Source organism: Leptothermofonsia sp. ETS-13 (assembly GCF_049200465.1).
GTDB lineage: Bacteria > Cyanobacteriota > Cyanobacteriia > Leptolyngbyales > Leptolyngbyaceae > Leptothermofonsia.
The window spans coordinates 2,055,499-2,079,551 of sequence record NZ_CP120836.1 but is presented as its reverse complement, the minus strand read 5'-3'; the positions used below and the strand labels follow the sequence as shown (position 1 = coordinate 2,079,551).

23 protein-coding genes and 1 riboswitch are annotated in these 24,053 nt (G+C 49.8%); of the genes, 10 read left to right on the top strand and 13 right to left on the bottom strand.

Going from position 1 to position 24,053, the window contains the following annotated elements; all coding sequences use genetic code 11:
- Nucleotides 1-107: 107 nt before the first annotated feature.
- Nucleotides 108-509, bottom strand: coding sequence for a Uma2 family endonuclease (locus tag P4D80_RS09235; RefSeq protein WP_421659511.1), 402 nt, complete (start codon nucleotides 507-509; stop codon nucleotides 108-110).
- A 13-nt stretch (nucleotides 510-522) separates the two neighbouring features.
- On the bottom strand, nucleotides 523-708 hold the full coding sequence (locus P4D80_RS09230; protein WP_421658814.1) for a hypothetical protein: 186 nt from the start codon (nucleotides 706-708) through the stop codon (nucleotides 523-525).
- Nucleotides 709-826: 118 nt separating this feature from the next.
- Between P4D80_RS09230 and P4D80_RS09225 the strand changes: the two genes are divergently transcribed.
- Nucleotides 827-2,695, top strand: a complete 1,869-nt coding sequence (locus P4D80_RS09225) for a PhnE/PtxC family ABC transporter permease (RefSeq protein ID WP_421658812.1) — start codon at nucleotides 827-829, stop codon at nucleotides 2,693-2,695.
- A 73-nt stretch (nucleotides 2,696-2,768) separates the two neighbouring features.
- Here the strand turns inward: P4D80_RS09225 and P4D80_RS09220 are convergent, their stop codons facing one another.
- Together P4D80_RS09220 and P4D80_RS09215 are read right to left on the bottom strand one after the other, a co-directional pair.
- Complete coding sequence (locus P4D80_RS09220; RefSeq protein ID WP_421658811.1) at nucleotides 2,769-2,969, bottom strand: hypothetical protein; 201 nt, start codon at nucleotides 2,967-2,969, stop codon at nucleotides 2,769-2,771.
- Nucleotides 2,970-3,072: 103 nt separating this feature from the next.
- Nucleotides 3,073-4,521, bottom strand: coding sequence for an NB-ARC domain-containing protein (locus P4D80_RS09215; protein ID WP_421658809.1), 1,449 nt, complete (start codon nucleotides 4,519-4,521; stop codon nucleotides 3,073-3,075).
- A 506-nt stretch (nucleotides 4,522-5,027) separates the two neighbouring features.
- Here P4D80_RS09215 and P4D80_RS09210 point away from each other — a divergent pair.
- The 3 genes from P4D80_RS09210 to P4D80_RS09200 all read left to right on the top strand — a co-directional run bounded on the left by P4D80_RS09210 (nucleotide 5,028) and on the right by P4D80_RS09200 (nucleotide 7,183).
- The gene (locus P4D80_RS09210) at nucleotides 5,028-5,360 is read left to right on the top strand and encodes an NfeD family protein (RefSeq protein WP_421658806.1); all 333 of its coding nucleotides are present in this window, start codon (nucleotides 5,028-5,030) and stop codon (nucleotides 5,358-5,360) included.
- 366 nt (nucleotides 5,361-5,726) lie between these two features.
- Nucleotides 5,727-5,960: a hypothetical protein gene (locus P4D80_RS09205; protein ID WP_421658805.1), complete on the top strand. Its 234-nt coding sequence runs from the start codon at nucleotides 5,727-5,729 to the stop codon at nucleotides 5,958-5,960.
- 113 nt (nucleotides 5,961-6,073) lie between these two features.
- The gene (locus tag P4D80_RS09200; RefSeq protein WP_421658804.1) at nucleotides 6,074-7,183 is read left to right on the top strand and encodes an S-(hydroxymethyl)glutathione dehydrogenase/class III alcohol dehydrogenase; all 1,110 of its coding nucleotides are present in this window, start codon (nucleotides 6,074-6,076) and stop codon (nucleotides 7,181-7,183) included.
- Here the strand turns inward: P4D80_RS09200 and trpB are convergent.
- Entirely contained in the window at nucleotides 7,180-8,427 is a 1,248-nt protein-coding gene (trpB, locus tag P4D80_RS09195) for a tryptophan synthase subunit beta (protein WP_421658803.1), read from the bottom strand. The two genes, P4D80_RS09200 and trpB, sit on opposite strands and share 4 nt — an antisense overlap.
- A gap of 292 nt (nucleotides 8,428-8,719) precedes the next feature.
- On the opposite strand from trpB, the gene P4D80_RS09190 reads away from it, so the two are divergent.
- Nucleotides 8,720-9,544, top strand: coding sequence for a tetratricopeptide repeat protein (locus P4D80_RS09190; RefSeq protein ID WP_421658801.1), 825 nt, complete (start codon nucleotides 8,720-8,722; stop codon nucleotides 9,542-9,544).
- A 241-nt stretch (nucleotides 9,545-9,785) separates the two neighbouring features.
- Here P4D80_RS09190 and P4D80_RS09185 read toward each other — a convergent pair whose 3' ends face one another.
- A complete protein-coding gene (locus tag P4D80_RS09185) occupies nucleotides 9,786-10,790 on the bottom strand; it encodes a Gfo/Idh/MocA family protein (protein WP_421658799.1) in 1,005 nt (334 codons plus the stop codon).
- Nucleotides 10,791-11,216: 426 nt separating this feature from the next.
- On the opposite strand from P4D80_RS09185, the gene P4D80_RS09180 reads away from it, so the two are divergent.
- The gene (locus tag P4D80_RS09180) at nucleotides 11,217-11,516 is read left to right on the top strand and encodes a ferredoxin (protein ID WP_421658797.1); all 300 of its coding nucleotides are present in this window, start codon (nucleotides 11,217-11,219) and stop codon (nucleotides 11,514-11,516) included.
- Nucleotides 11,517-11,929: 413 nt separating this feature from the next.
- Here the strand turns inward: P4D80_RS09180 and P4D80_RS09175 are convergent, their stop codons facing one another.
- Nucleotides 11,930-12,832, bottom strand: a complete 903-nt coding sequence (locus tag P4D80_RS09175; RefSeq protein WP_421658796.1) for a cation diffusion facilitator family transporter — start codon at nucleotides 12,830-12,832, stop codon at nucleotides 11,930-11,932.
- Nucleotides 12,833-12,989: 157 nt separating this feature from the next.
- Between P4D80_RS09175 and P4D80_RS09170 the strand changes: the two genes are divergently transcribed.
- On the top strand, nucleotides 12,990-13,862 hold the full coding sequence (locus tag P4D80_RS09170; protein ID WP_421658795.1) for a Cof-type HAD-IIB family hydrolase: 873 nt from the start codon (nucleotides 12,990-12,992) through the stop codon (nucleotides 13,860-13,862).
- A 488-nt stretch (nucleotides 13,863-14,350) separates the two neighbouring features.
- Here P4D80_RS09170 and P4D80_RS09165 read toward each other — a convergent pair whose 3' ends face one another.
- Nucleotides 14,351-15,046 (bottom strand): hypothetical protein, encoded by a 696-nt coding sequence (locus tag P4D80_RS09165; RefSeq protein WP_421658794.1) that lies wholly within the window; start codon nucleotides 15,044-15,046, stop codon nucleotides 14,351-14,353.
- Between the two features lie 592 nt (nucleotides 15,047-15,638).
- Here P4D80_RS09165 and P4D80_RS09160 point away from each other — a divergent pair.
- Nucleotides 15,639-16,334, top strand: a complete 696-nt coding sequence (locus P4D80_RS09160; protein ID WP_421658792.1) for a Crp/Fnr family transcriptional regulator — start codon at nucleotides 15,639-15,641, stop codon at nucleotides 16,332-16,334.
- A 16-nt stretch (nucleotides 16,335-16,350) separates the two neighbouring features.
- Here the strand turns inward: P4D80_RS09160 and P4D80_RS09155 are convergent, their stop codons facing one another.
- From P4D80_RS09155 to P4D80_RS09140, 4 genes are all read right to left on the bottom strand, one after another.
- Nucleotides 16,351-17,202, bottom strand: coding sequence for an SWIM zinc finger family protein (locus tag P4D80_RS09155; protein WP_421658790.1), 852 nt, complete (start codon nucleotides 17,200-17,202; stop codon nucleotides 16,351-16,353).
- A gap of 11 nt (nucleotides 17,203-17,213) precedes the next feature.
- On the bottom strand, nucleotides 17,214-18,698 hold the full coding sequence (locus tag P4D80_RS09150; protein ID WP_421658788.1) for a glycosyltransferase: 1,485 nt from the start codon (nucleotides 18,696-18,698) through the stop codon (nucleotides 17,214-17,216).
- Nucleotides 18,643-19,626 carry a radical SAM protein gene (locus tag P4D80_RS09145; protein WP_421658786.1) on the bottom strand — a complete coding sequence of 328 codons (984 nt, stop codon included), beginning with the start codon at nucleotides 19,624-19,626 and terminating at the stop codon, nucleotides 18,643-18,645. The genes P4D80_RS09150 and P4D80_RS09145 overlap by 56 nt, the downstream gene beginning before the upstream one ends.
- 254 nt (nucleotides 19,627-19,880) lie before the next feature.
- The gene (locus tag P4D80_RS09140; protein ID WP_421658784.1) at nucleotides 19,881-20,525 is read right to left on the bottom strand and encodes an HAD-IA family hydrolase; all 645 of its coding nucleotides are present in this window, start codon (nucleotides 20,523-20,525) and stop codon (nucleotides 19,881-19,883) included.
- A 296-nt stretch (nucleotides 20,526-20,821) separates the two neighbouring features.
- Nucleotides 20,822-20,906: riboswitch (Glutamine riboswitch) on the top strand.
- Between the two features lie 41 nt (nucleotides 20,907-20,947).
- On the opposite strand from P4D80_RS09140, the gene P4D80_RS09135 reads away from it, so the two are divergent.
- The gene (locus tag P4D80_RS09135; RefSeq protein ID WP_421658783.1) at nucleotides 20,948-21,349 is read left to right on the top strand and encodes a DUF4278 domain-containing protein; all 402 of its coding nucleotides are present in this window, start codon (nucleotides 20,948-20,950) and stop codon (nucleotides 21,347-21,349) included.
- A gap of 296 nt (nucleotides 21,350-21,645) precedes the next feature.
- Here the strand turns inward: P4D80_RS09135 and P4D80_RS09130 are convergent, their stop codons facing one another.
- Nucleotides 21,646-22,629 (bottom strand): GntR family transcriptional regulator, encoded by a 984-nt coding sequence (locus P4D80_RS09130; protein ID WP_421658782.1) that lies wholly within the window; start codon nucleotides 22,627-22,629, stop codon nucleotides 21,646-21,648.
- A 511-nt stretch (nucleotides 22,630-23,140) separates the two neighbouring features.
- Between P4D80_RS09130 and P4D80_RS09125 the strand changes: the two genes are divergently transcribed.
- Nucleotides 23,141-23,887: a dienelactone hydrolase family protein gene (locus P4D80_RS09125; protein WP_421658781.1), complete on the top strand. Its 747-nt coding sequence runs from the start codon at nucleotides 23,141-23,143 to the stop codon at nucleotides 23,885-23,887.
- Nucleotides 23,888-24,053: the final 166 nt, after the last annotated feature.

Below are 24,053 nucleotides of genomic sequence, written 5' to 3'. Positions count from 1 at the left end.
TCAATTGTTCGCGCTGTTGGCGTTCTTGCTCTAGCAGTGCCTCTGACTGTTCTGCCCGTTGGCGTTCCTGTTCTGCCCGTTGGCGCTCTTGCTGAGCAGTTTCGGCTTCAGTAGGAATCCAGTTTCCCCTGGTCGTCGTACCAGCGTAACCAGTTACGAGTTATACCCTGGTAGGTTCCCTGCCAGAGCCCCAGACCTGAATTCAGTTCCGGTATCCAAAGTTTGCGATTGGACAGAGTCAGCTCCCGGTAGCGGCCTTGAGTGAGCCCAAAGGTTCGGAGTTGGTCCGTGTAGCGATCAAAAACAACGTAGTAAGGCACGCGCAGGATTTGTTTGTAGACCTGCCATTTGGTTGGTGGTTGGTCTGCTTCGTGTTCAGTCTGACCCAGGTCTTCGTTTTCGATGCCGGGGGAGAGCAGCTCAACGATGACAAAGGGACTAACGCCTTCTTGCCAGAGGACGTAGCTGAGGCGGAGGTCGGTGTTTTCGTAGAGGCGGGGGACACCCAGAACGAGGAACCAATCAGGACGCTTGTACCAGAGGGGGATGACGAATGTCGTAGTAGAGGTTGAGATTGGTTCCGGTGAAGAAGTTATCTGAGGCGTAGCTGCTAAGGCGCAGGGTAGTACTCAGAAGTTGGGGTTGCAGGTCATGAAACTCATCAGGCAAACCGGGCTCCTCCCGCTCTTCACTGGGCAGATCGTACATGGTGGGAAGGGTTTCTCTGGGGGGAGCGGCGGATCGGTTTGAGGAGGCGGTAGGCGAGAAAACATGGCCGTTGAGCAGCAAAAACTAATAGAATTTTAGTCTTGCTGACCTTTTTCCCATGACCAGTGATTCTCTACAGTCTCAACGTCCTTCTCCGCTGAAGTTTTGGATAGGGGTAGCAGTGGGGGCGATCGCGATCGCCTTCTGGCAAACGGGAATTTTTCAAAGAGAACTCTTCAATCACAATGGATTTCCCCAGTTCTGGCGGTTTGTCAGTGCCAGCGTTCATCCAGACTTAAGCCCAGAACTTTTACAGTTAACCTGGAGTGCCACCCTCAAGACACTGGCCTATGCAGTTTGTGGCACCTGCTTCAGCGTGGTACTGGGCTTAATTGGCGGCATTCTCTGCTCTGAAGTTTGGTGGGAGTCCGTGTTCAGGCGACGAGCCATCAGCCACCAGGGCCGCCGATTCTTCCCCTACCCCCTCCTTCCTACTCCCCACTCCCTGTTTCTGATCGTGCGGGCGGCCCTGGCAATTCCCCGTGCCATTCATGAGTTGATCTGGGGACTGATCTTTGTCAACCTGTTTGGGCTGGATCCACTGGTGGCTGTGCTGGCGATCGCCGTTCCCTTTGGGGCAATTACCGCCAAGGTCTTTTCTGAACTGCTGGATGAAACTCCACGCCAACCTCTGCTGGCATTGCTCAATAGTGGCGTGGCACCCCTCCCAGCCTTTTTCTACAGCTTGCTGCCCCAGTCATTTCTCAATCTCTTGTCCTACAGTTTCTATCGGTTTGAATGTTCCATCCGTTCTGCCGCTGTTCTTGGCATCATTGGAGCAGGGGGGTTGGGCTATGAAATAATGCTCAGCCTGCAATCCCTTCGTTATGAGCAACTCTGGACATTTTTCTATGCCCTCTTCACCCTGAATGGCTGTGTTGATTTTGTCAGTGCCTGGCTCAGGCAGCGGTTGGGCTGTGCCAGCCGTCTGGATTTGAACTGGAAGAAGAACCAAAAAGCAAAAATTCAAAACCTGAGCAGAACCCGAAAACCTGAAGCGGATACCAGACAGCAGAGCCGGACCACTTCTCCAGTCTCCCCTACACCCCATCTCCCTTTCGCCTCGCACCCAGAACTCAAAACTCAAAACTCAAAATTCAAAACTCATCCACCCATCCACCCATCCACCCATCTACCCCCTCCCCTACTCCCCATCGTTCTAACTATTTTCTCCTTCTGGTACGTCGGTGCTGATTTTACAAAGCTCTGGCAACCTGTGACCTGGCACCGATTAGTCGATATTCTGCAATCCTGTCTGCCGCCCGATTGGGAGGTGGCTTCCCAGTTGGTGAAACTATCTGGGCAAACGGTGTCAATGTCGGTGCTGGCGATCGCCCTGGCGGGCATAGGAGCAACCTTTCTTGCTTTCCCTGCAGCACACAATTTTTTCCTACCAGGAGGACTGCTTAATCCCGGTCGAGCCAACCTTGGGAGTCGCCTCTGGGCCTGGGTTGTGTTGCTAGTCAGTCGAGCGATTTTGTTGATGTGCCGGGCTATTCCGGCTCCAATCTGGGCGCTGGTGGTGCTGTACATTCTGTTCCCAGGAATTTTGCCAGGGGCGATCGCGCTCGGATTACATAACCTGGGCATCCTGGGGCGGTTAAAAGCCGAAGTAATTGAAAATCTCGATTTCCGTCCCTTAGAAGCGCTGAAAGGGCAGGGGGCTCCTCCCATGTCTGTCTTTCTTTACGGTGTGCTGCCCCTCACTTTGCCTCGCTTTCTGGCCTATGACCTGTACCGTTGGGAGGTGTGTATGCGAGAAACGGTGATTGTGGGACTGGTAGGGGCTGGTGGCCTGGGGCGCGTGCTAATGGAACAATTGAGTAGTTTTGACTACCGGGGAATGGTAGTGACTTTGGGTGGCTTTGTCCTGCTGACCTTTCTGGTGGATTGGTTGAGTGCAGTGGCAAGGCGATCGCTGCGATAAGTAGCCAAGGGTTAAAAAGATCAAGTAGGTAACGGCTTATGAATGAGCCAACTTCGAGGGAAATCGGAATCGTTCAGCTCGATATAGCGGTAGTCATTATGGTTAGGACGGGGTGCAGGGGTGGAACCCCTGGTTGGGGGCGCAGCCCCCACTCCCTCTCTAATTCCAATTCCAATGTCCTAACGCACCCGCGTAGAGCTATAACACCCGCTTGAGTTCTGGCATCGATACCATCCATGACGGCATAGGCTAAATCCAGTTCATGCTCAAACATGAGCTCTCTCGTGAAATGAAAGGGCTTTGTGAAAAAGGATTCCTGTGGAATCCTTTTTCACAATCCAGATAGGATTGCGATAGGAGACTTTTAACCGATGTACTCAGGTTTTCCCTGATTGGTGGCTTTTCAACACATATTCCATCATTAGTGGATCGAGTGAGTAGCGGGAGGCGTTAAGTTCGATTAGCGATCGCCTGAGAAGGGATTGCAATCCATCTTGCAATTGCAAGTGAGATAAGGGCTGGGTCAGGGATTCCAGGATTTCTGCCACCTCAGCGGGCTGATGATGGATTGCAAGACAATAAAGGATTTTTCGTTCCAGTTCTGAAAGACGCTCAAGTTGATGATGGAGAACCTCACAGATTTCATCGAAGATGAGGGTGTCTTCCCTGATCTGCTCTAGGAACTTTGCGATTTCGCCACCAAAAACCTCCCAAACACGGGTTGCCACAACGTTAAGAGCTAGCGGATTGCCAGTATAGCGACGGATCAGAGTGATCCAGTCAGCTTCTGAACCGGAGAATTCTCCTTTGGCGGAGAAGATGCGCTGCCCGCCCAGTTCTCCCAGTCCGTCTAGCCTGCGCGATCGCACGGGCCGTTCCTCCCCTTCCAGACGCGCAATTTCCCTAGGCTTTTCGCGGCTGGTTAACACCAAACAGCTCTGGTGGTTGCTTCCGCCAACCCGGCGCAGCAGCTCGCCATACAGTTCATAACCTGCCTGATAAGAACCATCGTGGACTCCGCTGCGCAGTACCGATTCAAACCCATCCAGCACGATCAGGCAGGGATGATGGCTCAAGTAGTGGAGCAGGCGTGACAGGTCACTGCTGGTATCTTTTTGATCGGAAAGAAACTGAATCAGGTCAGCCACAAGTTCGTCGAGCAGAGGCGGACGGTTAAGGGAGTGCCAGCGAGTCAGCGATCGCCAGATTACGTAATCAAATTGGTCCCTGACCTGTTGGGCTAAGCGGACCGAAAAATCCGTCTTGCCGACGCCACCCATCCCGTACACTGCCACCAGACGACAACCCTGGATGGTCACCCACTGTTGCAACTGCTCCAGATCGCGATCTCGCCCATAAAACTGAGACACATCCGGTGCCGAGTCCCAATCCTGGCGGGTATGGGTGTTTGACCAGAAAGAGGGGTCTTCTTCAGCTTCCATCTCCAGAGTCGGCAAACCGGGGCTAGAAGAAAGACGTTCGGAAGGCGATCGCTCTGGCCTTTGCATCTCAGTTTGGTCAGCAGGTTCCCCACTGGTAACGCCTGCCCTGGCAGGCTGGCGTAAGTGGTGCGATCGCTCAATTGGCCCCTGCAGGTTCTTTTTCGTTACTTCTTCGCCAAAAACTTCACTCAACAGGTTCCACAGGCTGGGACCCACATCCTTCATGATGTAATCGACCTTGAGACCGGGACAATCCCGTCGGATCTCCTTGTAGCTTTTACCCAACCAGGAACCCCGAAACACAGCTCTTTGCACATCGCTTAACCGCTTTCCCCGTTGGGCAAGCATTTCCTCAACGTAGCGGAGGGCGTCTTCAACATGCATGGCAGAAACAGTAGATGCGTTCCTCTAGTTTACGGCTGAACTTTCCTGAACTTTCCTGAACTTTCTGAACTCTTCCGTTTTTATCCTCTGCGTCAAAAAACCGGAATTTCCTGATATGCCAGCACGCAAAACTAAATTTATCGGATTTGAGGAATAAATCATGTCGCGGCTGGTTCTAAAAATGGTTGCAGGACTGAGCCCTTCTGGCTGGCTGCCCCCCCAGCCAGTTCACTGCAACCAGAGGCTGAGCGTTATTCCAGGGTTTGAGCAAATATTGCCCCCCTCAAACCCTGCTCAGCCAATTAGGCAGGCCCGATGTTACACACCTGATGGAGGAACCACCGTTATAGCGGTAGTGATTGTGATTAGGACGGAGTACAGAGGTTCCACCCCTGGCTGGGGGCGAAGCCCCCACTCCCTCTCTAATTCCAATGTCCTAACGCACCCGCGTAAAGCTATAGCAGTCTTCCATGAACCTTTGGCTACGACTTCTTATGGAGAAATCAATGACCAACTTCACTCGCTTTTTGAGGAATCTGCTCTCTAAGGTCACTCCAGATCTGGATGACCGTCCCGCTGACTCTTTCAATCGAGAGGTCTCATTCAGTAATTACCAGAGCGATCGCTATGAAGCGATTGTGACCCAAACTATCTGCCCTGGAAAAACTGGACAGGTGAAATTCCAGGGTTCCTGGTGGACTGCCCGCTGCAACCGGGAAGTCATTCTGGTGCCAGGACAAGTCGTTTATGTTGTGGAACGCCACGACAACACCCTCTATGTTGAACCGGGTTTTATGCTGCGCATTATGCAGCCTGCGTTGACCCGTATCCCTGCCTAAGTGAACACAAGCTGGTTACCAAGTGGGAGAGCCATCATCCCTACATAGCGGAAAATTCTACCTAGCACTAGTGGTTTGTCAGTTTTAATTTTGTACCTCCGGATTGAGTAAGAGTGGTTATTTTGTGAGTTGAAAATGTCTTGACAGACCACTGGCGCTAAAGATTACCCCTGAGGGTCATGGTCAAGCGCAACGAGCTCTTTCAATATGATGGTAAGCATTTGAAATTAGGTGTGTGGTTGGCAGGAAAACTCCAGGGTCTACGTTTGAATCTAATGGTGTGAAAGATTCCTGAATTCTTAACCCTTTCCGATTTGCTTAATTGAAAGTTTTGCAACGATTTGGCGATCGCGTGAGAACGACCCGATGTCTCAGCAATATGAGGACGGTTGTATGTTCAAATTTGTGGCTAAAGCGATTAAATATTACTTGCTGGGAGTATTTGGATTTACGGTGGCCTGCTGGTTAGCAGGCATTGTTGGAGTATTGCCTTTGATCAATCCATTTATGCCAGTCTTTGGAGAATGGATATTTCGGATACTGGCATTGATTTTGTGTTTAATGGCAACGGCTGCAGTGGTTGAATCAGTGCGTCAGTAATTATCCATCCCATCTCACCCCATTCCTTCCCCCCTGACCCCTGACCCTTGTCACCTGCTATAGTTTCTACACCTGAACCATTATTCAGAGAAACAGACCGCAGGAGTCGAGTTATGGATATTAAAGCTGCCGTTGCTTTTGAGGCAGGAAAACCCCTGAGTATTGAAACGGTGCAACTCGAAGGACCCAGGGCTGGGGAAGTGATGGTGGAAATAAAAGCCACAGGGGTTTGTCATACCGATGCGTTCACTCTTTCGGGGGCCGATCCTGAAGGTTTGTTTCCTGCCATTCTGGGACATGAAGGAGCAGGCATTGTGGTCGAAGTGGGAGCAAACGTTCAGTCTGTAAAACCGGGCGATCATGTAATTCCGCTTTACACCCCCGAATGCCGTAACTGCGAGTACTGTCTCAGTCGTAAAACCAACCTCTGTCAGGCCATTCGCGCCACTCAGGGTAAAGGAGTAATGCCAGATGGTAGTAGCCGTTTTTCTATAGACGGCAGAATGATTCATCACTATATGGGGACTTCCACCTTTGCAAACTACACCGTATTGCCTGAGATTGCGGTTGCCAGAATCCGGGAAGATGCCCCCTTTGATAAAGTTTGCTACATCGGCTGTGGCGTCACCACAGGGGTTGGAGCTGTGATTAATACAGCAAAAGTGGAACCGGGCGCAAATGTGGTGGTATTTGGCTTAGGTGGTATTGGGTTGAATGTGATTCAAGCAGCCCGGATGGTTGGTGCAAACATGATTGTGGGTGTAGATATTAATCCCAAGAAACGCGCACTGGCAGAAAAACTTGGAATGACTCACTTTGTCAATCCGCAAGAAGTTGAAGGGGATCTGGTGGCTTACCTGGTGGAATTAACCAAAGGGGGAGCCGATTACAGTTTTGAATGCATTGGTAATGTCAAAGTCATGCGGCAGGCATTGGAATGTTGCCATAAAGGTTGGGGCGTCAGCACCATTATTGGCGTTGCCGGTGCGGGGCAGGAAATCAGTACCCGTCCCTTTCAATTGGTGACGGGACGAGTGTGGAAAGGCTCTGCATTTGGTGGTGCCAGGGGACGCACGGATGTTCCCAAGATTGTGGACATGTATATGGATGGCAAGATCAATATTGACGATTTGATCACCAATGTAATGCCGATTGAACAAATCAATGAGGCGTTTGACTTGATGCACAAAGGCGATGCCATCCGCACGGTGTTGACGTTTTAACCTGGATTTAGAAACTTTGCAACCGTCTGCACATCCTTGTCACCTCGACCAGAGCAATTAATGACAATACGAGGACTGCCAGTGAGCTGAGGGCAGAGGGTTTCTAGGTAGGCGATCGCATGCGCCGTTTCCAAAGCCGGGATAATTCCCTCCAGTTGGGAAAGCCGCTGAAAAGCATCCAGCGCCTGCTGATCGGTCACACCGTAATATTCTGCTCGTCCGCTGTCTTTCAGATAGCTATGTTCCGGACCAACACCAGGATAGTCCAAACCAGCACTGATGGAATGAGGTTCGATCACCTGCCCATCCTCATCTTGCAGAAGGTAACTCATCGCTCCATGCAGTACTCCAACTCGCCCCCGTGTTAATGTGGCCGCGTGTTTTTCGGTGTCCATTCCCTCTCCTGCGGCTTCAATTCCAATCATGCGGACAGAAGGTTCATGCACAAACTCGTGAAACAAACCCATCGCATTGGAGCCACCACCCACGCAGGCCAGCAGAATATCGGGCAAACCGCCCCATTTTTCTAGACATTGAGCGCGGGTTTCTTGCCCAATAATGGCCTGAAAATCCCGCACCAGCATGGGATAGGGGTGAGGTCCGGCCACGGAGCCAAGAATGTAATGGGTCGTTTCTACATTGGTTACCCAGTCTCGAATCGCTTCTGAGGTGGCATCCTTGAGAGTGCCTGTACCCGCCTCCACTGGGGAAACTTCCGCCCCCATCAACCGCATCCGAAATACATTCAACGCTTGCCGTTCCATATCATGGACACCCATGTAGATGATGCACTTTAAGCCAAACCGGGCACAGACGGTTGCAGTGGCCACCCCGTGCTGACCCGCTCCAGTTTCAGCAATAATTCGTTGTTTGCCCATGCGTTTTGCCAGCAGCACCTGGGCCAGGGCGTTGTTAATTTTATGAGCACCTGTATGGTTGAGGTCCTCTCGCTTCAGATAAATCTGGGGTCCGGTACCGTCTGGACGGGCATAGTGGGCTGTCAACCGCTCGGCAAAATATAGCGGACTGGGCCGCCCCACATAATCCCGCAGAAGTGCCTGGAATTCTTGCTGAAAAGCCGGATCATTTTTGTATTGATAGAAGGCAGCTTCCAGTTCTGCCAGAGCAGGCATCAGGGTTTCGGGAACGTACTTGCCGCCAAATTTGCCAAAACGCCCATGGGCGTCGGGGTAGGAAGCAGAAGCAACTGGTTGAGAACCAGAACGGATGGGCGTAGTAGTCACGGGTTGAACTGGATGAAGAATAGAGACAAGCTCCATTATAGATTTGAGAACTCGTTGTAGAAACGTTGTAGAAATCAGTTAAGAAATGACTCTCCTGGCTTGCCAGTGAAAGAGTTGCTTTCGCGACTCTTTCACCCCCAACAAAACCCCAGACTATTGATTATGGTCTGGTAATCAGCTTTGCTTATCATTAAGCTCACAGGAGAGCCGGGAAAATTTGGCGGCAGTTGGTTAGATTTGGCGTATAAGAGGAGCGGTACTAAATGTTGGGTAGGAAGTTGTGAAACGGTCAATGAGTTTGGTATATCGACTGGCTGCGACTCTCAGTGCCACGGTCCTGCTGGGTGGGATAGTGGGAGCTTGTTCGCCAACCCCACAGGCAACAGACACAACGGGGGCGACGGGAGCGAGTAGTAAGGTGACGGAGACAGCTCAGAATGATCCCAACGATCCTAATGCACTGGTGATGAAAGCCATCAGTCAGACGACGCTGGGGCAATACCAGGCAGCGATCGCCAATTTTGACCAGGTCATTAAGCTCGATCCTCAGCTTGCCCCCGCTTATAACGGGCGCGGTCTTGCCTACACCAAACTCAAACAGTGGGATAAAGCCGCTGCTGATCTGGATCAGGCCATCAAGCTCGACCCAGAGATGGCTGAGGCATACACCAATCGGGCTTCTCTGCGGGCCAGCCTAGGAGATTTGCAAAGTGCGCTCAAAGACTTCGACCAGGCCCTTAAGTTAGACCCAAATTATGCCGATGCCTACGCCGGTCGCGGGTTAGTTCATGGCGCAATGAAGGACTATAAAAAGGCGATCGCCGACTATGACCAGGCAATCCGCTTCAAATCCGACGATGCCAAACTTTACACGAATCGAGGGTTGCTCCATGCCCTGGCTGGTAATGACAAAAAGGCCATTGCAGACTACAGCGAAGCTATCAAACTGGATTCCAACTCCGCGAACGCCTACAACAATCGAGGACTTGCCTATCTAAGGTTAAACAACAAAAAACAAGCCAAGGAAGATTTAACGAAAGCCGCCAGCCTGCACCTCAAAGCAGGAGACAAGGAAAGTCAGAAACGGGCACTGGAAGAAGTGAAGAAGATCAAATAGTTGTTAGAGGGAGTGAGGGAGTGATAAAGTTTTAAGTTTTGCGGGTCTGTCTCAGAAACAGTGCTCTCACTCCTTGAAACCCTGATTCCCTCGACTCCCTTTCCAGGATTGCCACAAAAAAATGGACAGCCCCAGTTTTGAGTTGCTCCTCTTTCACCTTTCCCTCTTGCTCTCCCACTCCCTGCCCCTGCCTCCTGCCTCCTGTCTCCTGCCTTCCAGCCCCTATCGCCTATAGCCCGCACTACACCTGAATTGTCCTTCCTTCCTCTGCCGATCGCCGTGCCGCGTCGGCCACTTTGAGAGTGTACAAACTTTCGGCTGGGGTGATGTATAGGGGAGAATCGGTTGTCAGGTGATCGAGAACCATTGCGGTATCCTTTGCAAACAGCCCCCGACGGCTGCCTACTTCAATCGGGTAACGCCCTCCGGCTTGCACCAATGTGCCCTGATCCCCATCCAGGATCAAGGCTCCTTTTTCTCCATGCACTTCAAACTTGCGCTCTGCCTGCCAGAGAGTTTCTCCCTTGCCGTAGGTAACCTCAGCAAGGATACCGTTGTTGAAGCATAGCTGAGTGTTACAGAGACAAGCAATGTAGTAAGGATTAGTTGGCTCTCGCTTTTGATAGCGAGTCTGGCAGTTTACGGTACTTACAGTACCAAACAGGTCGATCAGGCGATGCAGGCGTGAGAGCGCACCCATGAGTGGAAAACCAAACAACTCTTGATGGTAGTTCCAGCGCTGGGGAGCGGGAAGTTCGGGCTTGATGGTGGCGTAGCGGGCATAAAACACTGCTCCAATCTGTGGCAGGGAAGCCTTTAAGGCTTGATGAACACCACCCAGCAACTCAATATGTTCCACATGCAGAAGACAATTTTGACACTGGGCAAGAGCGATCAGTGCCTCCGCTTCAGCAACATCAAGAGCCAGCGGATACTCTACGATTACGTGTTTTCTAGCTTCAAGAGCGGCACGGGCGATCGCCCCGTGATCCCGATTCACCGTGCAGATGACCACTAGGTCAACTGAAGGGCTGGTCACCAGAGTTTTCCAGGACTCTATCATCGTTGCCCCATAGGTCTGGCAGAACACCTGCGTTTTCTCTGGCGTGTGTCCAGCAACAGCTACCAGGAATGTCCGTGGGTCTGCTTTGAGGGTTTCAGCCCGTAGCCGGGCAGCGTATCCAGTACCGACCAAACCTACCCGTAATGGTAGAGCACTCAAGGATTTTAAGGACGCATCTGTCATTGCAAGAGATATCCATTAGGAGGACATATATAGGAGGACATATAGAGACAATAAATTTATTTCTATGAAAATGACAATTTCAGCTAATATAAGCCCTGGTTAAATATGAGTTGAATTTAATTAATCATGACAATTTTTGCGTTCTATGTAGAAGGATCTAATGAGCCAGAAAGCCCTATGCAGAAAGACTTATAACCACTTTCTTCCTGTTAGAAAAACGCTGTCCTATAAGATAAGCAGATTAAATCAACGGGTCTGATTACGAATCCCATTCATCCTGAAGGGGTATCTAAGTTTCTAATCGATATCTTTTCCCGTAGTATCAAGAGTAAAGCTGATCAGGAAGCAGACTTTATTTAACTAAAGCTACAGAGCCAGCTTCCAATAAGCTTAAAGTGCTGTTTCCATTATTGAGAGGACCACTGCATGGCAACTTACAAGGTCACGTTAATCAACGAGGCCGAAGGGCTGAATACTACGATTGAAGTTCCCGACGACGAGTACATTCTCGACGCCGCAGAAGAAGCCGGTATCGATCTTCCTTACTCCTGCCGAGCAGGTGCTTGCTCGACCTGTGCTGGCAAAATCAAGGAAGGTAAGGTTGACCAGTCTGAACAATCCTTCCTGGATGACGACCAAATTGAAGCTGGGTATGTGCTAACTTGTGTGGCTTATCCTGCCTCTGACTGCACTATCATTACCCACCAGGAAGAAGAGCTGTACTAAGCAGCTTACGCGAGGTGGAAAGGCCTTTCCTTTCTGCCTCAAGGGTCGGACCCATCCGTTTCTAACTGAGTATCGCTGCCTTGCAGAAGCTCATTGGCGATCGCGCCTCAGGTAGCTTCTGCATTGTTACTTTTATATAGAAATCGCCTCAATGAAGTACCTTGTAAGTAGCTAGACACAATTGAATTGAGGATGATTTCGGGGGGGGTGGAGGTTTCACCCTCTGCCTGGAAACGCACCACTCCCCCTTCTTACAGTTAACTATGGCTATCTGAGTAGCTAGGCGTAATTAAACTAGCTACCCTCTGTAGTCATCCTTGCCAAGGGGGACAGTAACAACCGGGGATTTTGCCAGAGATGCCATGTTCAATTTAATTTGACCCACTTATTTACTTATTAGTTGCTATCAATCTTCACTTGCCACTCTTCCCCTGTCCCGCAACACTGTCAATGTAAATCACCACTTTCGCTGGACCGTAGCGTTCCCGAATGGCGCGTTCTACCTGTTCAGCAATGCTGCGGGCGATCCCCATACACTCCGGGTGCAGGATCAGGTGCATTTCGACGAACACCTGGCGACCTACGATTCCACGGGAGTTGATGGCATAACAATGGGTAATGCCTTCAACTTGATGGATAGTTTGGGCCAACGCTTCGGGGGCGATCGCAATCTGCCGCATCAGCGAAGGGATCTGCCAGTTCAACACGCGCCAACAGCTAATCACCGCTGTTACCACCATCACGATTGCCAGAACTGGATCAATCCAGGTATAACCCCAACTCACACCCACTAACCCCGCCAACACCAGGATCATTAACCAGGCGTCTTGAAACAGGTGATTGGCACTAAATCGGAGTGCCGCACTTTCCAGAACCCTCGCTTCATAAAGTTCAAACGCCGCCACACAGAAACTGACTGCCATCACAACTCCCAACACCTGAAGCAAGAGCGGATTAATTTTAATAGGCAATAAATCAGTGGAATGGGAGGCAATGGCTTCTAGTTGACTGGCCGATACGGCCAGGATACTTAGGCAGGCAAAGCCTAAAAAAGCAACTAGCAAAAGTGTCATCGTCACTTCTAACTTGCCATGCCCCCACCCGTCACGCCCAGAAAACTGGAAAGAGGAAACCGAAATTACACTCAAGAGAATGCTGAAGCTGTCAATTAGAGTATGCAGCGACTCCGCAACCAGGCTCAATGATTGCGTTGCCCACCCAATCCACACCTTCACTGCTAAGACAAGCAATGTCAGCCACAGCGATGCCAACAATACCTGACGACTTGCCTGACGACGACCCTGTGCCTCCGACATGGCTTACATAGCCTGAAATCTGCTTCCACATTATGTGCCGTCCTAACAGGAATGCACGAAATTAATTGTTTGAGATCGAAAAACAGGGGTTTGCGCCTACCGGTAACGAGTGTCATCCTGTTAATCGCGTGCCAACCAGCAAACCAAACCCCGAATTATGCAAGATCTTACTTCAACCAACTCCGCTACCCAGGCAACCCCTTTAACCGCTGAAAGAAACATCCAACTGCTTGTACTGGACATTGACGGCACGATCGCCGGAGCTGATAACCAAATTCGCGAACCTGTTAAAAAAGCTGTTCAAGCGGCCCAGGCAAAAGGCATTCAGGTGGCGATCGCCACCGGGCGCATGTATCAATCGGCCCTGCGCTTCCACCACGAAATTGGGGCAACTCTGCCGTTGATGGTTTACCAGGGTGCCCTGGTCAAAGATCCACGCACCGGTATCGTTCACCGTCATTGGACTGTGCCCAGGCATCTGGCGCTAGAACTGCTGGACTATTTTGAACAGCCAGAACTGCGATCGCTCCTCTCCGTTCACTTTTACATCAACGACCAGCTTTATGTGCGGGAAATAACTCCGGCGACAGAGGATTACATTTCCCGTTCTACTGTCAGGCCCATTCCCGTTGGCGATCTTCGCTGCACACTAGACACCGAACCAACCAAGGTATTGGCTCTGACCAACGACCCAGTTCTGATTGACACCGTGTTGGGTGACCTGCGCAAGCGATACACCCCCGCTGAACTTTACCTCACGACCTCCGTTGCCACCTTCTTTGAAGCAACCAATCCCAGGGTAAATAAAGGAACTGCCGTGCAATATCTTGCCGAAGACTACCTGGGAATTGGGGCAGAAAACGTGATGGTGATTGGGGATAACTTCAACGATGTCGAAATGATTGAATATGCCGGAATTGGAGTAGCAATGGGGAATGCACCAGAAGGCGTTCAGGCCAGAGCCGATTGGGTTGCCCCCGATGTTGAAGTGGATGGGGCGGCAGTGGCAATCAAAAAATTCTTGTTGTAGGGCTGGTTAGAAATTTCGGCGTTGCTGAAAATCAGTAATGAATCGAAACGAAGTTTCGAGCATACTGCACCTATTTCATACCCAAATTCAGCAACGCCGAAATTTGGGGTGGGGTAATAGCCGTTTCAGAACGGCTCCCATCTCAAATCAACCCTTAGAAGCCTTTAAAGTCAGAAAGAGCACCGACGACTTGCCGTGTTTCGTCTCGGTGCTCTTGCTGGTTCGCTCCTCACACAATTCAAATATAGCCGACCAGTCTGGGTTTGTCATCCCCAAACGAATTAAAAAAAGTTATAGCTATAGCCACCAGGCTTAGGGGGGGCAAAGGGGGAACCTCTGGCTGGGGGCGAAACCCCCACACCTCCTTAAAACCAAGGTCTTAAGCAACCTAACGACAGCTATATTTGTCTACCTCAACTAAATCCGTTTGTCTACCTAAACTAAATCCGGTGGGTTTCTGCCAGTGAAGTGAATAAAGAACGACTGTTTTACAGACTTGACGGGGTATATATACCTAATAAATCATTAAGTAACCAGTAAAGTATGCGCTGAGTTGCCATAACTAATCCCAATTGGGCTTGTGCCAGATCAGTCGAATCGTTTGCTATGCTGTGCCAGATTGGGCGATCGCGGTGAAATGCCTGAAAACACTGGTTTACCGCCTCTGCCAGACGAAAGCTTTCAATTGGCTGAGGCGGAGGCCACACTCCCTCCACTTGATCCAGAACGGCCAGAAGCTGGCAAATGAGGCGGCGTTCCGATGGGTAAGCCAGACGCAAGTGAAAATCGGCATCCAGCCAGGGAACAGACACCGGATTTACAAACTGCCACACAGCCAGACATCGCTCAAACTGATTTAGGGTAATTAGCCCCTCCCGCTGTGCCATCTGCAAAAGAGAGCAACACCGCGCATGGGAATGTTGAATGGCAAAAGCCTGAGACTGGAACTCGGACGTAGTAATTTGAGATTGAAGCGCAAGCGATGGCCAATCATGGGGTTTTCCTGGTGGTAGGTTCTGAAGGATGAAATTAAGCCAGGCTGCGATCGCGCGATCGCCCAGTCTAATTTGAATCAGTCCCGCTGAAGTTGCCTGAACAGAGATATCGTGAACGCCTGCTTCTAATTCATAAGCACCAAACCAGCCATCAAGCCGGTCAATTATATTTTTTGCTATAAAATTCACTGTTTGTTCCGTAATTTGAACAACGGATTGGGAAGATCGGGCAGCAATTTTGTGGGCAATTGCTGTTGAATAAATAACCTGAGTGGAGCTTCTGACACGCTTTAATCCGAGTTCTTTACCAGCTTGAAGGAGATTTTCAAGTGTAAACTGTTCAAAGATGTAACTTAGGGGGAATGAAACTTTAAAAATATCCCCCTGTAGACAAAGAGATCGGTATAGTCTAATTTGTAACAGTGTTAGCGGTGTAGGAAATATACTGAGTAAGCCTGCACTCATTGAACGCTTAGGATCTAGCAAAAGGCGAGAGTATCTGATTGTGTTGATGAATTGTTTTGTGTTGATGAATTGTTGTTTCAGTTAGTACCTTAGCCCTATTCCAGAGGAAGTTGCGTCGAAAATGTAGCAATTGCTGACGACCAAACGGTTTTCTTCGATTATCCTTAATGTAATTGTGAAGACTGCAAAAAGATTTAGTATCAAGCTAGACATATCTGCAAAATTCGGCTCAAAAGTTTGGCTCAGTAGTCTGACGACTGCTTACTGAACGATTCAAGTTTTCTCTGGTAGTTTTAGTTAACCCCAGCCTCCGCCTATGTATTCAGTATCGTCCAACTCAGAGGCGTCTCGTCCGTTTCTTACCTGGCAGCGAATTATTGATTGGTCTCAGGAGCACTACCGCGTCCGCACCTTTGCTAAAGATGAAAAGATCCCAGCTAGACCCGGACTTCTTTACCTAGTTCAAAAAGGTGCAGTCCGTTTAGTTGGGAGTGCACAGGTCAATGCCACCAGTAGCAATTCTTCTCGTCTCCCTCGAATTAGTCCTGAGGAAGCATTTTTGGGTTTTGTTGGGGCTGGACAACCATTTGAAATTGTTGCCCAATCCCCGTTTACGCTCCAGAGCTATGCCCACGTTGACCAAACTTCCGTTTTATGGATGTACTGGCATGACCTGGATAACTGGCCCCACTTCCGCCGCGAAGTGTTAGATGCATTCCGCTATCAACATCAACGCAAGTTGCTGTGGTTGAGTACTTTGGGTCAACGCCGCACTATTGATCGGTTATTGGGCTTTCTAACGCTGCTGATTGAGGAGTATGGTGAACCCACTGAAAGTGGCTATTGTTTGCCGTTTCCTTTGACCCATGCTCAAATTGGGAGCGCGATCGGGTCTACTCGAGTCACCGTAACTCGCTTGATGGGCAAGCTTCGCCAACGCGGGATGATTTGCACCCAGGGCGATAATTTACTCTGCATCCCTACAGACTCAAGCCTGAGCCAGTCTTCGTAACCTGGTATTGCAAACACTAGTTCATGGCCTTCATTACTGCCTGCTGACTTGCGTTCTGATAAATGCTCTTGAGATAGTCCATAACGGCTTGAGCAGTTTCTGCATTTCCAGAAGCACTGGGCTTGAAAGGGATAGGACCCAGGACATCCAGGACAGTTTCACCGCTGGGAGGTGGCGTGATGACGACGAGGGAGGGCTCCAGTTGTTCAGTGTATTGCCAGAACTGATTGACTTCAATCGGTTTCTGAGTTGCTAAAAATGCATCATATGGTGTTTCTGCGGAACCTTGAGGCGCTTCCAGGTCAGGCTTTGCAGCAGGTTCTGGATTGCCTTCACTTCGAATCTGGCGCAGGGCCTCGATAATTTGTTCCTTGGTGCGTCCTCTCAGTTGGAAGAGCACAAAGGGATCCTCGCTAAAACGATCGCCCAGCAGATAATACACTGCCCCAATATGTTTACAAGGATTAGCTGGATCAGGGCAGGAGCATTTGCTATGAATGTCGAATTTGGTAAAGGGAAACAGACTTAAGCCATTGGAGGTAAAAACCTCTTCAATATTCTGAGGCATTTCCCCTGCCAGCAATTTGGCAGAAAACACAGCCCGTTGCGCCATTGACTCGATAATGTAGCCCCATTGCTCATCAGTGAACGGATCCAGGGAAAGAGTCACTTTGTAGGGCTCTGGTGCAGTACCCTGTACCAGAGCAAATACCTTGGGACCTTTAAATTCAAGGCTTAGCACATTCCCTTCCCGTGCATAAACACGAGCCCGTGCTAAACGCCGCACCCAACCGAAAGACTCCAGCACATCAATCCAGCGTTGTGCCCACCATTCACGGCTGGGTTGGGTGTAAGAAGGGTCGGACATAACAACTATTTTCACTCAGCTACCAGATCTGGTGAAGCTCCATGATGTACGGTCTTGATCCACTTCAATCGTTTTGGGCGAATGGCAATCCGAGCTGTCATGCTAGCGACGATTGGCAGCCAGTGAAACATGTAGATAAAGCCATATAAAGACTGAAATAGGGTTTTTAACAGCGAGAGATTGTTACCGACGCCAGGATTTGCCATGGACTGAGCAGGATTTGCATCGGCACTTGCGATAGACCGAGCCTGTTGGTTTTTTTGGATTCGGCGCAGCCCGACCACCATCCCATAAACGAATATGGGTAGGGTGATGCCCGAAATTGGAGTGAGTAGCATCGGGCGGCTGCGCAGAACGGCCATCAGTAGATCGGGAACCATCGCCGTTGGCATCACGTACTGAATAATCCAGAAAACAAAAAGATCTAGGGTTTTCAGAGGCCCCATGCGATTGCGGACAATGGGCTGCCAGTAGTCAAGATAACGCTGATAGCCACCCTCTGCCCAGCGATTACGCTGGTGCCAGAGGGCGATCGCCCGTGTGACTCCCTCCTCCTCCACCGCTGGAACCAGCATAAAATCAATATCCCACCGCTTCAAATGCAGGCGGAAGGTCAAATCCAGATCATCGGTAATGGTTTCCTCATTCCACCCACCGCAATCTTCCAGGGCTTGACGCCGAACAAATTGCCCATTCCCACGCAGTTCGCCAATGCCACCGATGGCAATCCGCTGCTGCTGCAGAAATGAATCCAGTGCCATTTCAGCAACCTGCCCCCGAATCCAGGCATTGTTGGAGACATTAGAAATCGCCTTGCGTACCTGCACCGCTCCTAGATTTGGGCGCTTAAACAAGGGTAGCACACGCCGCAGAAGGTCTGCGGGTACTTGAGCATCAGCATCAAAGACCGCAATGATGTCCCCCTTCGCTAAAGGCAATACCTGATTTAATGCCCCAGACTTGCCACCTCCTGCCCCTTTTGGGCGACGGAATACCCGTAGCTGTTTATATTGCTTTGCCAGCTGCTCCAACAGTATAGGGGTGCGGTCAGTACTGTTGTCATCAATGATCCAGACTTCGTAGCGGCAGGATGGATAATCTAAATCACACAGGGTTTTGACTAGCCTACTGATTACCGCCTCCTCATTCTTGGCTGCCACCATGATGGAGACAAGGGGGGATGTTGCCAATTCCTCATCTGAAAGAGGCTCTGGGATCATTCCTGGACGGGCAAATAGAAACCTGACAGCATGAATTCCCATCAGGGTGGTTAAACCCAGTACAACCCAGTAGCCCCAGGTAAACATGTGCAACGCAATGGTGCCGCTCCAGATCATGACCAGAGCGACAGCGGCTTTTCGCCGACGGTAATCATTCCGGATCGGTTCGCCGGATGGTTCCTCAGAATCGGATAGCGGAGATAAATCTGCGAGCAACGAGTTAAGCGATTCTAGCTCGCTGTAAGAATCGTTTTCGGGCCAGGAACTCTCCTGCATAGGTTACTTGATTTAAGAGCCAGTACTTGTCTAAACCTTTGAAGAAGCTTGGAATCAAATAGCACCAGACCGTGCATCCTTCACACACCGATAGTTTGCCCTGGGATTGGCGATAATCCTCTACCACTTCGGATTGTTTGTACAGCTCATACAGACGACCGTTAATTGGAACTCCAGTTTGAGCGAAGTGATAACAGGGCAACAACAATTCATCATGGGGGGAAATCGCAATCACCGCATCGACGGCTTTACAACGAGGATTTTGCGTATTATTACCCCCTGCTCTGATGAATTCTAGAGCAGCTTTATTGTAGCCAACATTGCTGTATTGCCTGGCAGCAGATTCGATAGCTACCACCATATCCGGGGTTGGGTTCTTTTTAGAGTTGTAATTGCTATGGGCAGTAAATGCCGGGTTGAGCCATACCCGCACCCCCAACCGCTGCCCCAACTCAGCCACTTCATGAATTCGGTTAAAGTTCTGGGCAGTGACTGTATGGTTTAAGACTGGAAACTCGCCCAGGGAAAGAGCAATCTTCACCGACTCAACCAGAGTATCAAAAATCTTCACACCCCTGGACTGGTCATGGGTTTCCGCATCTGGACCGTCCAGCGAAAAGTTGAGAAAATCTACCAACCCTTGCATCTCGTGGGCCCGCCTCGGATACAGGATGGTGTTTGTTGTCATACTGGTGTAAAAGCCCTGACGCTTGGCTTCAGCATAAATTTGGGCAACGTCTCTCCTCAGCAGAGGTTCCCCACCTGTAAAATCCACATATTTAACACCAAGCCGTCGAAGATCTGTCAGGTTGTGGCGAATAGTTTCAAAGTCTGCCTCCTTTTTCGGTTCTAGAGCCCAAATGTCACAAAAGTGGCAGCGGGCATTGCAGCGGTAGGTCAGGTAGTAGTTTGCAACCAGAGGTGTCATAGGACTGACTGTAAAGCTTCTGTTAAGGAACACAATAAGTCTTAGCGGAACTCAACACAAGCACTTTTTCCAAATCGGCCAGGGCAAAGAGTTGTTAGTTGTTGGAGAGTAGGGTGGAGGGGTAAAGGATTACTCATCTACTCATTCCCCCTCCCACTCATATACTCTACCCCTCCCTTCTCCTTCTGGTTTCTGACTCCTGACTTCTCGCTTCTGCCTGTTGTCTAGATCAAACACTGGATCAAACAGTCAGATCAAGTTCCCGCTCTGCAATTTCCTGTAACGATTTCCACCAGTTCCTGGGGATGGTGAATCAGAAAGTCTGGATTTTGCTCGGCTAGTACTTCCCTGGAGTTAAATCCCCAACTGACAGCGATCGCCCGAATCTGAATTTTTTTAGCGGCTTCAATATCTCTCGTTTCATCCCCAACGTAAAAGACTGTAGCGGGCTCTAAATGGTATTGTTGAATAATTCGCTGGATAACTTTTCCTTTACCAAAAATAGTTAATCCAGAGCCGATAAAGTCAAACAGTTCTTCCATGCCCTGAGCCGTCAGAAATGCCATCACATTTTCTCTGGAATTGGAAGTCACGATCCCTAACCGATGTCTCTGTTGCTTCAGCTCCAATAAAGCTTCCTTAATTCCAGGAGCAGGCTGGAGAGTACAAATTTCACGGTTAAGTTCAATCCTCAAGCGCCGCAAAAGAAATGGCAGTCGAAAGAACGGGACTTTTGATTGCTTCAAAATTTCTCTAGAACTCAAATTCTTTAACCGTTTGATGTCTTTGGGGCAGGTAGGAGGATAGCCAAATTCACTTGCTAGGCGATTGCTGATGGTAAGCACCACCTCAAATGAGTCAGCGATGGTTCCATCAAAGTCGAAAATAATGGCTTTCACGATAGAGCTTTAAGGCTGGGTAGCTATAGAGAGTTCAGATCTGAATCGAAAGTCCTCACACAGGGCATAGTAGGTTAATTCCGCTTTGGAAACCAGCCTGTTGGCGATGTTGTTGATCCACTCTCCCATTCCATCACTCCATCACTTATCCCCCCTCCCACTCATCTACTCTGTGCCCCTTCTGTCTCCTGCCTCCTGCCTCTCCAAACTAGAATTTTGTCAGGAGATCTTTATAAATCTTTCTTAAGTTAGAAGCAAAGGAAGAATTGGTAAAATAAGGTACAGACATAAACATATTCGTTCATCTCTTTGGCACTCGAAAAACTTTCGAGGGATTGCTAACAGAGACGGAAGTAGGGAGTAATCCCGAAGGAACGCGCCTCATCCCACAACACACCCAAGGCTTAATCGAGGCGGAACATATGAAACTCTCTTATCGTGGTGTTAATTACGAATATCAACCCCTAACGCTGGAAGTTACAGAAAACGAGATTCTTGGTAAATATCGTGGTGTAAATTGGCGGTGCCATACGCTGAACGAAATGCCCGTTCCGCAGGCAGATCGGGTTTTGAAGTACCGTGGTGTTGCCTATCATACCAATCGAAATGTAGAAACTTGCCAGGCCGACAGCACCCAATCAGCTAGGCCAAGGGCCATCAAGCCTGTTGCTGCCAGCGCAGTTGTCACCCGGAAAGCTATTGAAGAAACCCATCGGGAAAACCTCCGCCGTAATCTGGAGCGTCGCCTACAAGCAGCGAGAGAACGGGGCGACCAGAATCTGGTTAACCTGCTGGAGGCTGAGTCCAGACAATTGTTGGTTTAGGACTAAGTGAGTTATCTCATTCTTTAGAGAAGAATGGGTTAATTGAATTTAGTTGAGGTAAATCTAATTTCGGCAAAAGGTGGCAATGGATTTTCCATGCCGCCTTTCTTTTCAAGATTCTGGTACAGTGATCCCGGTTGAAATTTGAACAGGGTGCAAGGGTAGAACCCTTGTACCCCGTTCAAGGCTGGTGACTATAGCTATAATTCAAATGCAATTCAAATGCAGCGGACAGTTGAAGGTACTGGTGCTGAGCTTAAGGTTATCTGCCGCCGCTCATTTGATAAGAGACTGAATTACTCTAAGCCAAGCTCGCGTTTGAGCAGTTCGATAGATTTGGTCACAATGAAGTTTTCGCAGCAGATGAGTTGGGGCGGACGGATCAGGTCTTCCCTGGCTGCGGCGATCGCTGCCTTGACGGCTAAACAACTTGCCTGATCACTGATAATCGTCTGGGCACTGCGGACAATGGCGCCTAGTTTGTAGGTGTCTCCCAATTGGCAGGTCATTACCAGCAAATCGTCTCCCCGCAAGCTATGAACGATGACCTCTGCAACGCCAACTGTACCTGAACTGAGGCTAACCAACCCCAAACAGGTTCCTTTAGGCAACTTTTTGATCAGATTAATTTCAGAATCAAAGTCGTAGATATCCACCGGGATAACCCGTACCGATTTGGGGGCGGCGATCGCTTCTGCTTCAGCAATAAAGTAGCGACTGGTCACAACGGTGCCGGAGCGGGTTTGATCTAATATTTGCTCCAATTCTTCCATGGGTACTAACTGAACCGGAATATTCAGTGCTCGCTCCAGTTCTCGTACAATTACTTCCCCTGCTCCAATATCGTGGGTTGGAGCAGTGACTAAAACCTGGGCACTACAGCGTAACCGCCAGTCAATTTCTGCCAAGAAGAGTTCCCTAGCCTGATTGAGGGAGCAACCCAGGCGTAGCAGCTCATCCAGACTCTGTTGCACAACCTTGTAAGCTTCTGGGTGCTGGTCCAGGATGGGTGACTTGACCTTGGCTCCTCCGTCTTGAATTGGGTCCCGTACGTAGATGCCTGAACCCGCCTGGGCATCGACCACACCCGCTTCTTCAAGTTGGCGATAGACTTTACTGATGGTGTTACGGTGCAACCCTGTTTGCATTGCCAGTTGACGGGTACTGGGCAATCGGTGCCCGGGGGGAAACTGGCGCGAGGCGATCGCAAACAGAATCTGGTTATAAAGTTGGGTTGATGCCGGAATATCGCTGTCTGATTGGATATGAAACTGAACCATAACCGGAATTTCTGGGCTATCCCTTTATGCTAGAGCAGGCAGCTTTATAGCCCGCTATCCACCGAAATTATGTGAAATTATGCGCTGTTAACCAGGGAACTCACACAGTTTTCTCAAGCTTACTTCATATTCAAACGACCATTTCCAGGAAAAAATGCCACGTTTCTTGAAAGAAACATGGCATTGAAAGGCATTACTCAAAAAATCAGGCAAATAAGTAGTCACGATTAATTTTTAAGTAGTCACGATTAATTTTATAAAGATTATAAAGAGGGAGTGGGTTTGTCCCTAACCAGGGGTTTCACCCCCTCCACCCCGTCCTAACCACAATGACTACCGCTATACGTCCGCACTATCCTGTCTCCTAAAAACAAGCACGAATGAGACGGCAGGCGGCAGTATCTGGAGAAATGCAATCAGATTCTGGCTAGCTCAACCCATTTAGTAGAAATTGATTGACAGTCCGCACTGAATTTTGGAATCTGAACAAGGATGGTTTTAGGAAAAAAATATGGTAGAGATTCAGGCTGGTTGGGTGAAGGTACCGAATGGAGCCTTACAAATTGACTCCTATCTTGCAGAACCAAAGGGAGAAGGGGTGTTTCCTGCGGTAATTGTGATTCAGGAGATTTTTGGGGTGAATTCTCACATTCGGGATGTGACGGAACGGATTGCAAAGGAAGGGTATGTGGCGATCGCCCCAGCTATCTATCAACGCACCGCTCCTGGGTTTGAAGTGGGCTACAGCCAGGAAGAGACAATTCTGGGGCGCAAGTACAAAGACCTGACTAAAGCGGATGAGTTGCTGAGTGATATTCAGGCGGCGATCACTTACCTGCAAGCCAAACCCAATGTAAACGAAAATGCAATCGGTTCCATTGGTTTTTGTTTTGGGGGGCACGTCGTCTACCTGGCAGCGACTCTGCCCGCTATCAAAGCCACTGCATCCTTCTATGGTGGTGGCATTGCGACCATGACTCCTGGCGGGGGACCTCCCACCATCACACACACCCAGGACATTCAGGGCACCATCTATCTGTTCTTTGGGGTGCAGGACTCTCTCATTCCCAACGACCAGGCAGACCAGATCGAAGCCGAACTCCAGAAACATGGCATTCCTCACAAAGTCTTCCGTTACTTTGCCGGGCATGGTTTCTTCTGTGACCAGCGAGCCGACTACAACCCCGATGCCGCCGCCGATGCCTGGGAGCAGGTGAAACAGTTATTTCAGAGGGAATTGCGGGGAGAGTTGGGGTGAGGGGATAGGGGCTAAGAAGAAAGAAGTCAGGAGTCAGAAGTCGGAAGTCAGTTACCCGTCACTCCATCACCTATCACCCCTCCAATCATCCATCCGTCCACCCGTCCACCCGTCTACTCTCCCACCCCACCACTCTCTCGGCGGCTGCTATATAGTAGGAAAGCTG

Bases quoted from the DNA above. Each gene is read 5' to 3' on its own strand.
- P4D80_RS09150 (WP_421658788.1), bottom strand. From the start codon at position 18,698: ATGCAGGAGAGTTCCTGGCCCGAAAACGATTCTTACAGCGAGCTAGAA.
- P4D80_RS09185 (WP_421658799.1), bottom strand. From the start codon at position 10,790: ATGACAGATGCGTCCTTAAAATCCTTGAGTGCTCTACCATTACGGGTA.
- P4D80_RS09190 (WP_421658801.1), top strand. From the start codon at position 8,720: ATGAGTTTGGTATATCGACTGGCTGCGACTCTCAGTGCCACGGTCCTG.
- P4D80_RS09225 (WP_421658812.1), top strand. From the start codon at position 827: ATGACCAGTGATTCTCTACAGTCTCAACGTCCTTCTCCGCTGAAGTTT.
- P4D80_RS09215 (WP_421658809.1), bottom strand. From the start codon at position 4,521: ATGCATGTTGAAGACGCCCTCCGCTACGTTGAGGAAATGCTTGCCCAA.
- P4D80_RS09135 (WP_421658783.1), top strand. From the start codon at position 20,948: ATGAAACTCTCTTATCGTGGTGTTAATTACGAATATCAACCCCTAACG.
- P4D80_RS09180 (WP_421658797.1), top strand. From the start codon at position 11,217: ATGGCAACTTACAAGGTCACGTTAATCAACGAGGCCGAAGGGCTGAAT.
- P4D80_RS09230 (WP_421658814.1), bottom strand. From the start codon at position 708: ATGTACGATCTGCCCAGTGAAGAGCGGGAGGAGCCCGGTTTGCCTGAT.
- P4D80_RS09200 (WP_421658804.1), top strand. From the start codon at position 6,074: ATGGATATTAAAGCTGCCGTTGCTTTTGAGGCAGGAAAACCCCTGAGT.
- P4D80_RS09175 (WP_421658796.1), bottom strand. From the start codon at position 12,832: ATGTCGGAGGCACAGGGTCGTCGTCAGGCAAGTCGTCAGGTATTGTTG.
- P4D80_RS09210 (WP_421658806.1), top strand. From the start codon at position 5,028: ATGACCAACTTCACTCGCTTTTTGAGGAATCTGCTCTCTAAGGTCACT.
- P4D80_RS09160 (WP_421658792.1), top strand. From the start codon at position 15,639: ATGTATTCAGTATCGTCCAACTCAGAGGCGTCTCGTCCGTTTCTTACC.
- P4D80_RS09125 (WP_421658781.1), top strand. From the start codon at position 23,141: ATGGTAGAGATTCAGGCTGGTTGGGTGAAGGTACCGAATGGAGCCTTA.
- P4D80_RS09130 (WP_421658782.1), bottom strand. From the start codon at position 22,629: ATGGTTCAGTTTCATATCCAATCAGACAGCGATATTCCGGCATCAACC.
- P4D80_RS09220 (WP_421658811.1), bottom strand. From the start codon at position 2,969: ATGTTTGAGCATGAACTGGATTTAGCCTATGCCGTCATGGATGGTATC.
- P4D80_RS09155 (WP_421658790.1), bottom strand. From the start codon at position 17,202: ATGTCCGACCCTTCTTACACCCAACCCAGCCGTGAATGGTGGGCACAA.
- P4D80_RS09145 (WP_421658786.1), bottom strand. From the start codon at position 19,626: ATGACACCTCTGGTTGCAAACTACTACCTGACCTACCGCTGCAATGCC.
- P4D80_RS09205 (WP_421658805.1), top strand. From the start codon at position 5,727: ATGTCTCAGCAATATGAGGACGGTTGTATGTTCAAATTTGTGGCTAAA.
- P4D80_RS09170 (WP_421658795.1), top strand. From the start codon at position 12,990: ATGCAAGATCTTACTTCAACCAACTCCGCTACCCAGGCAACCCCTTTA.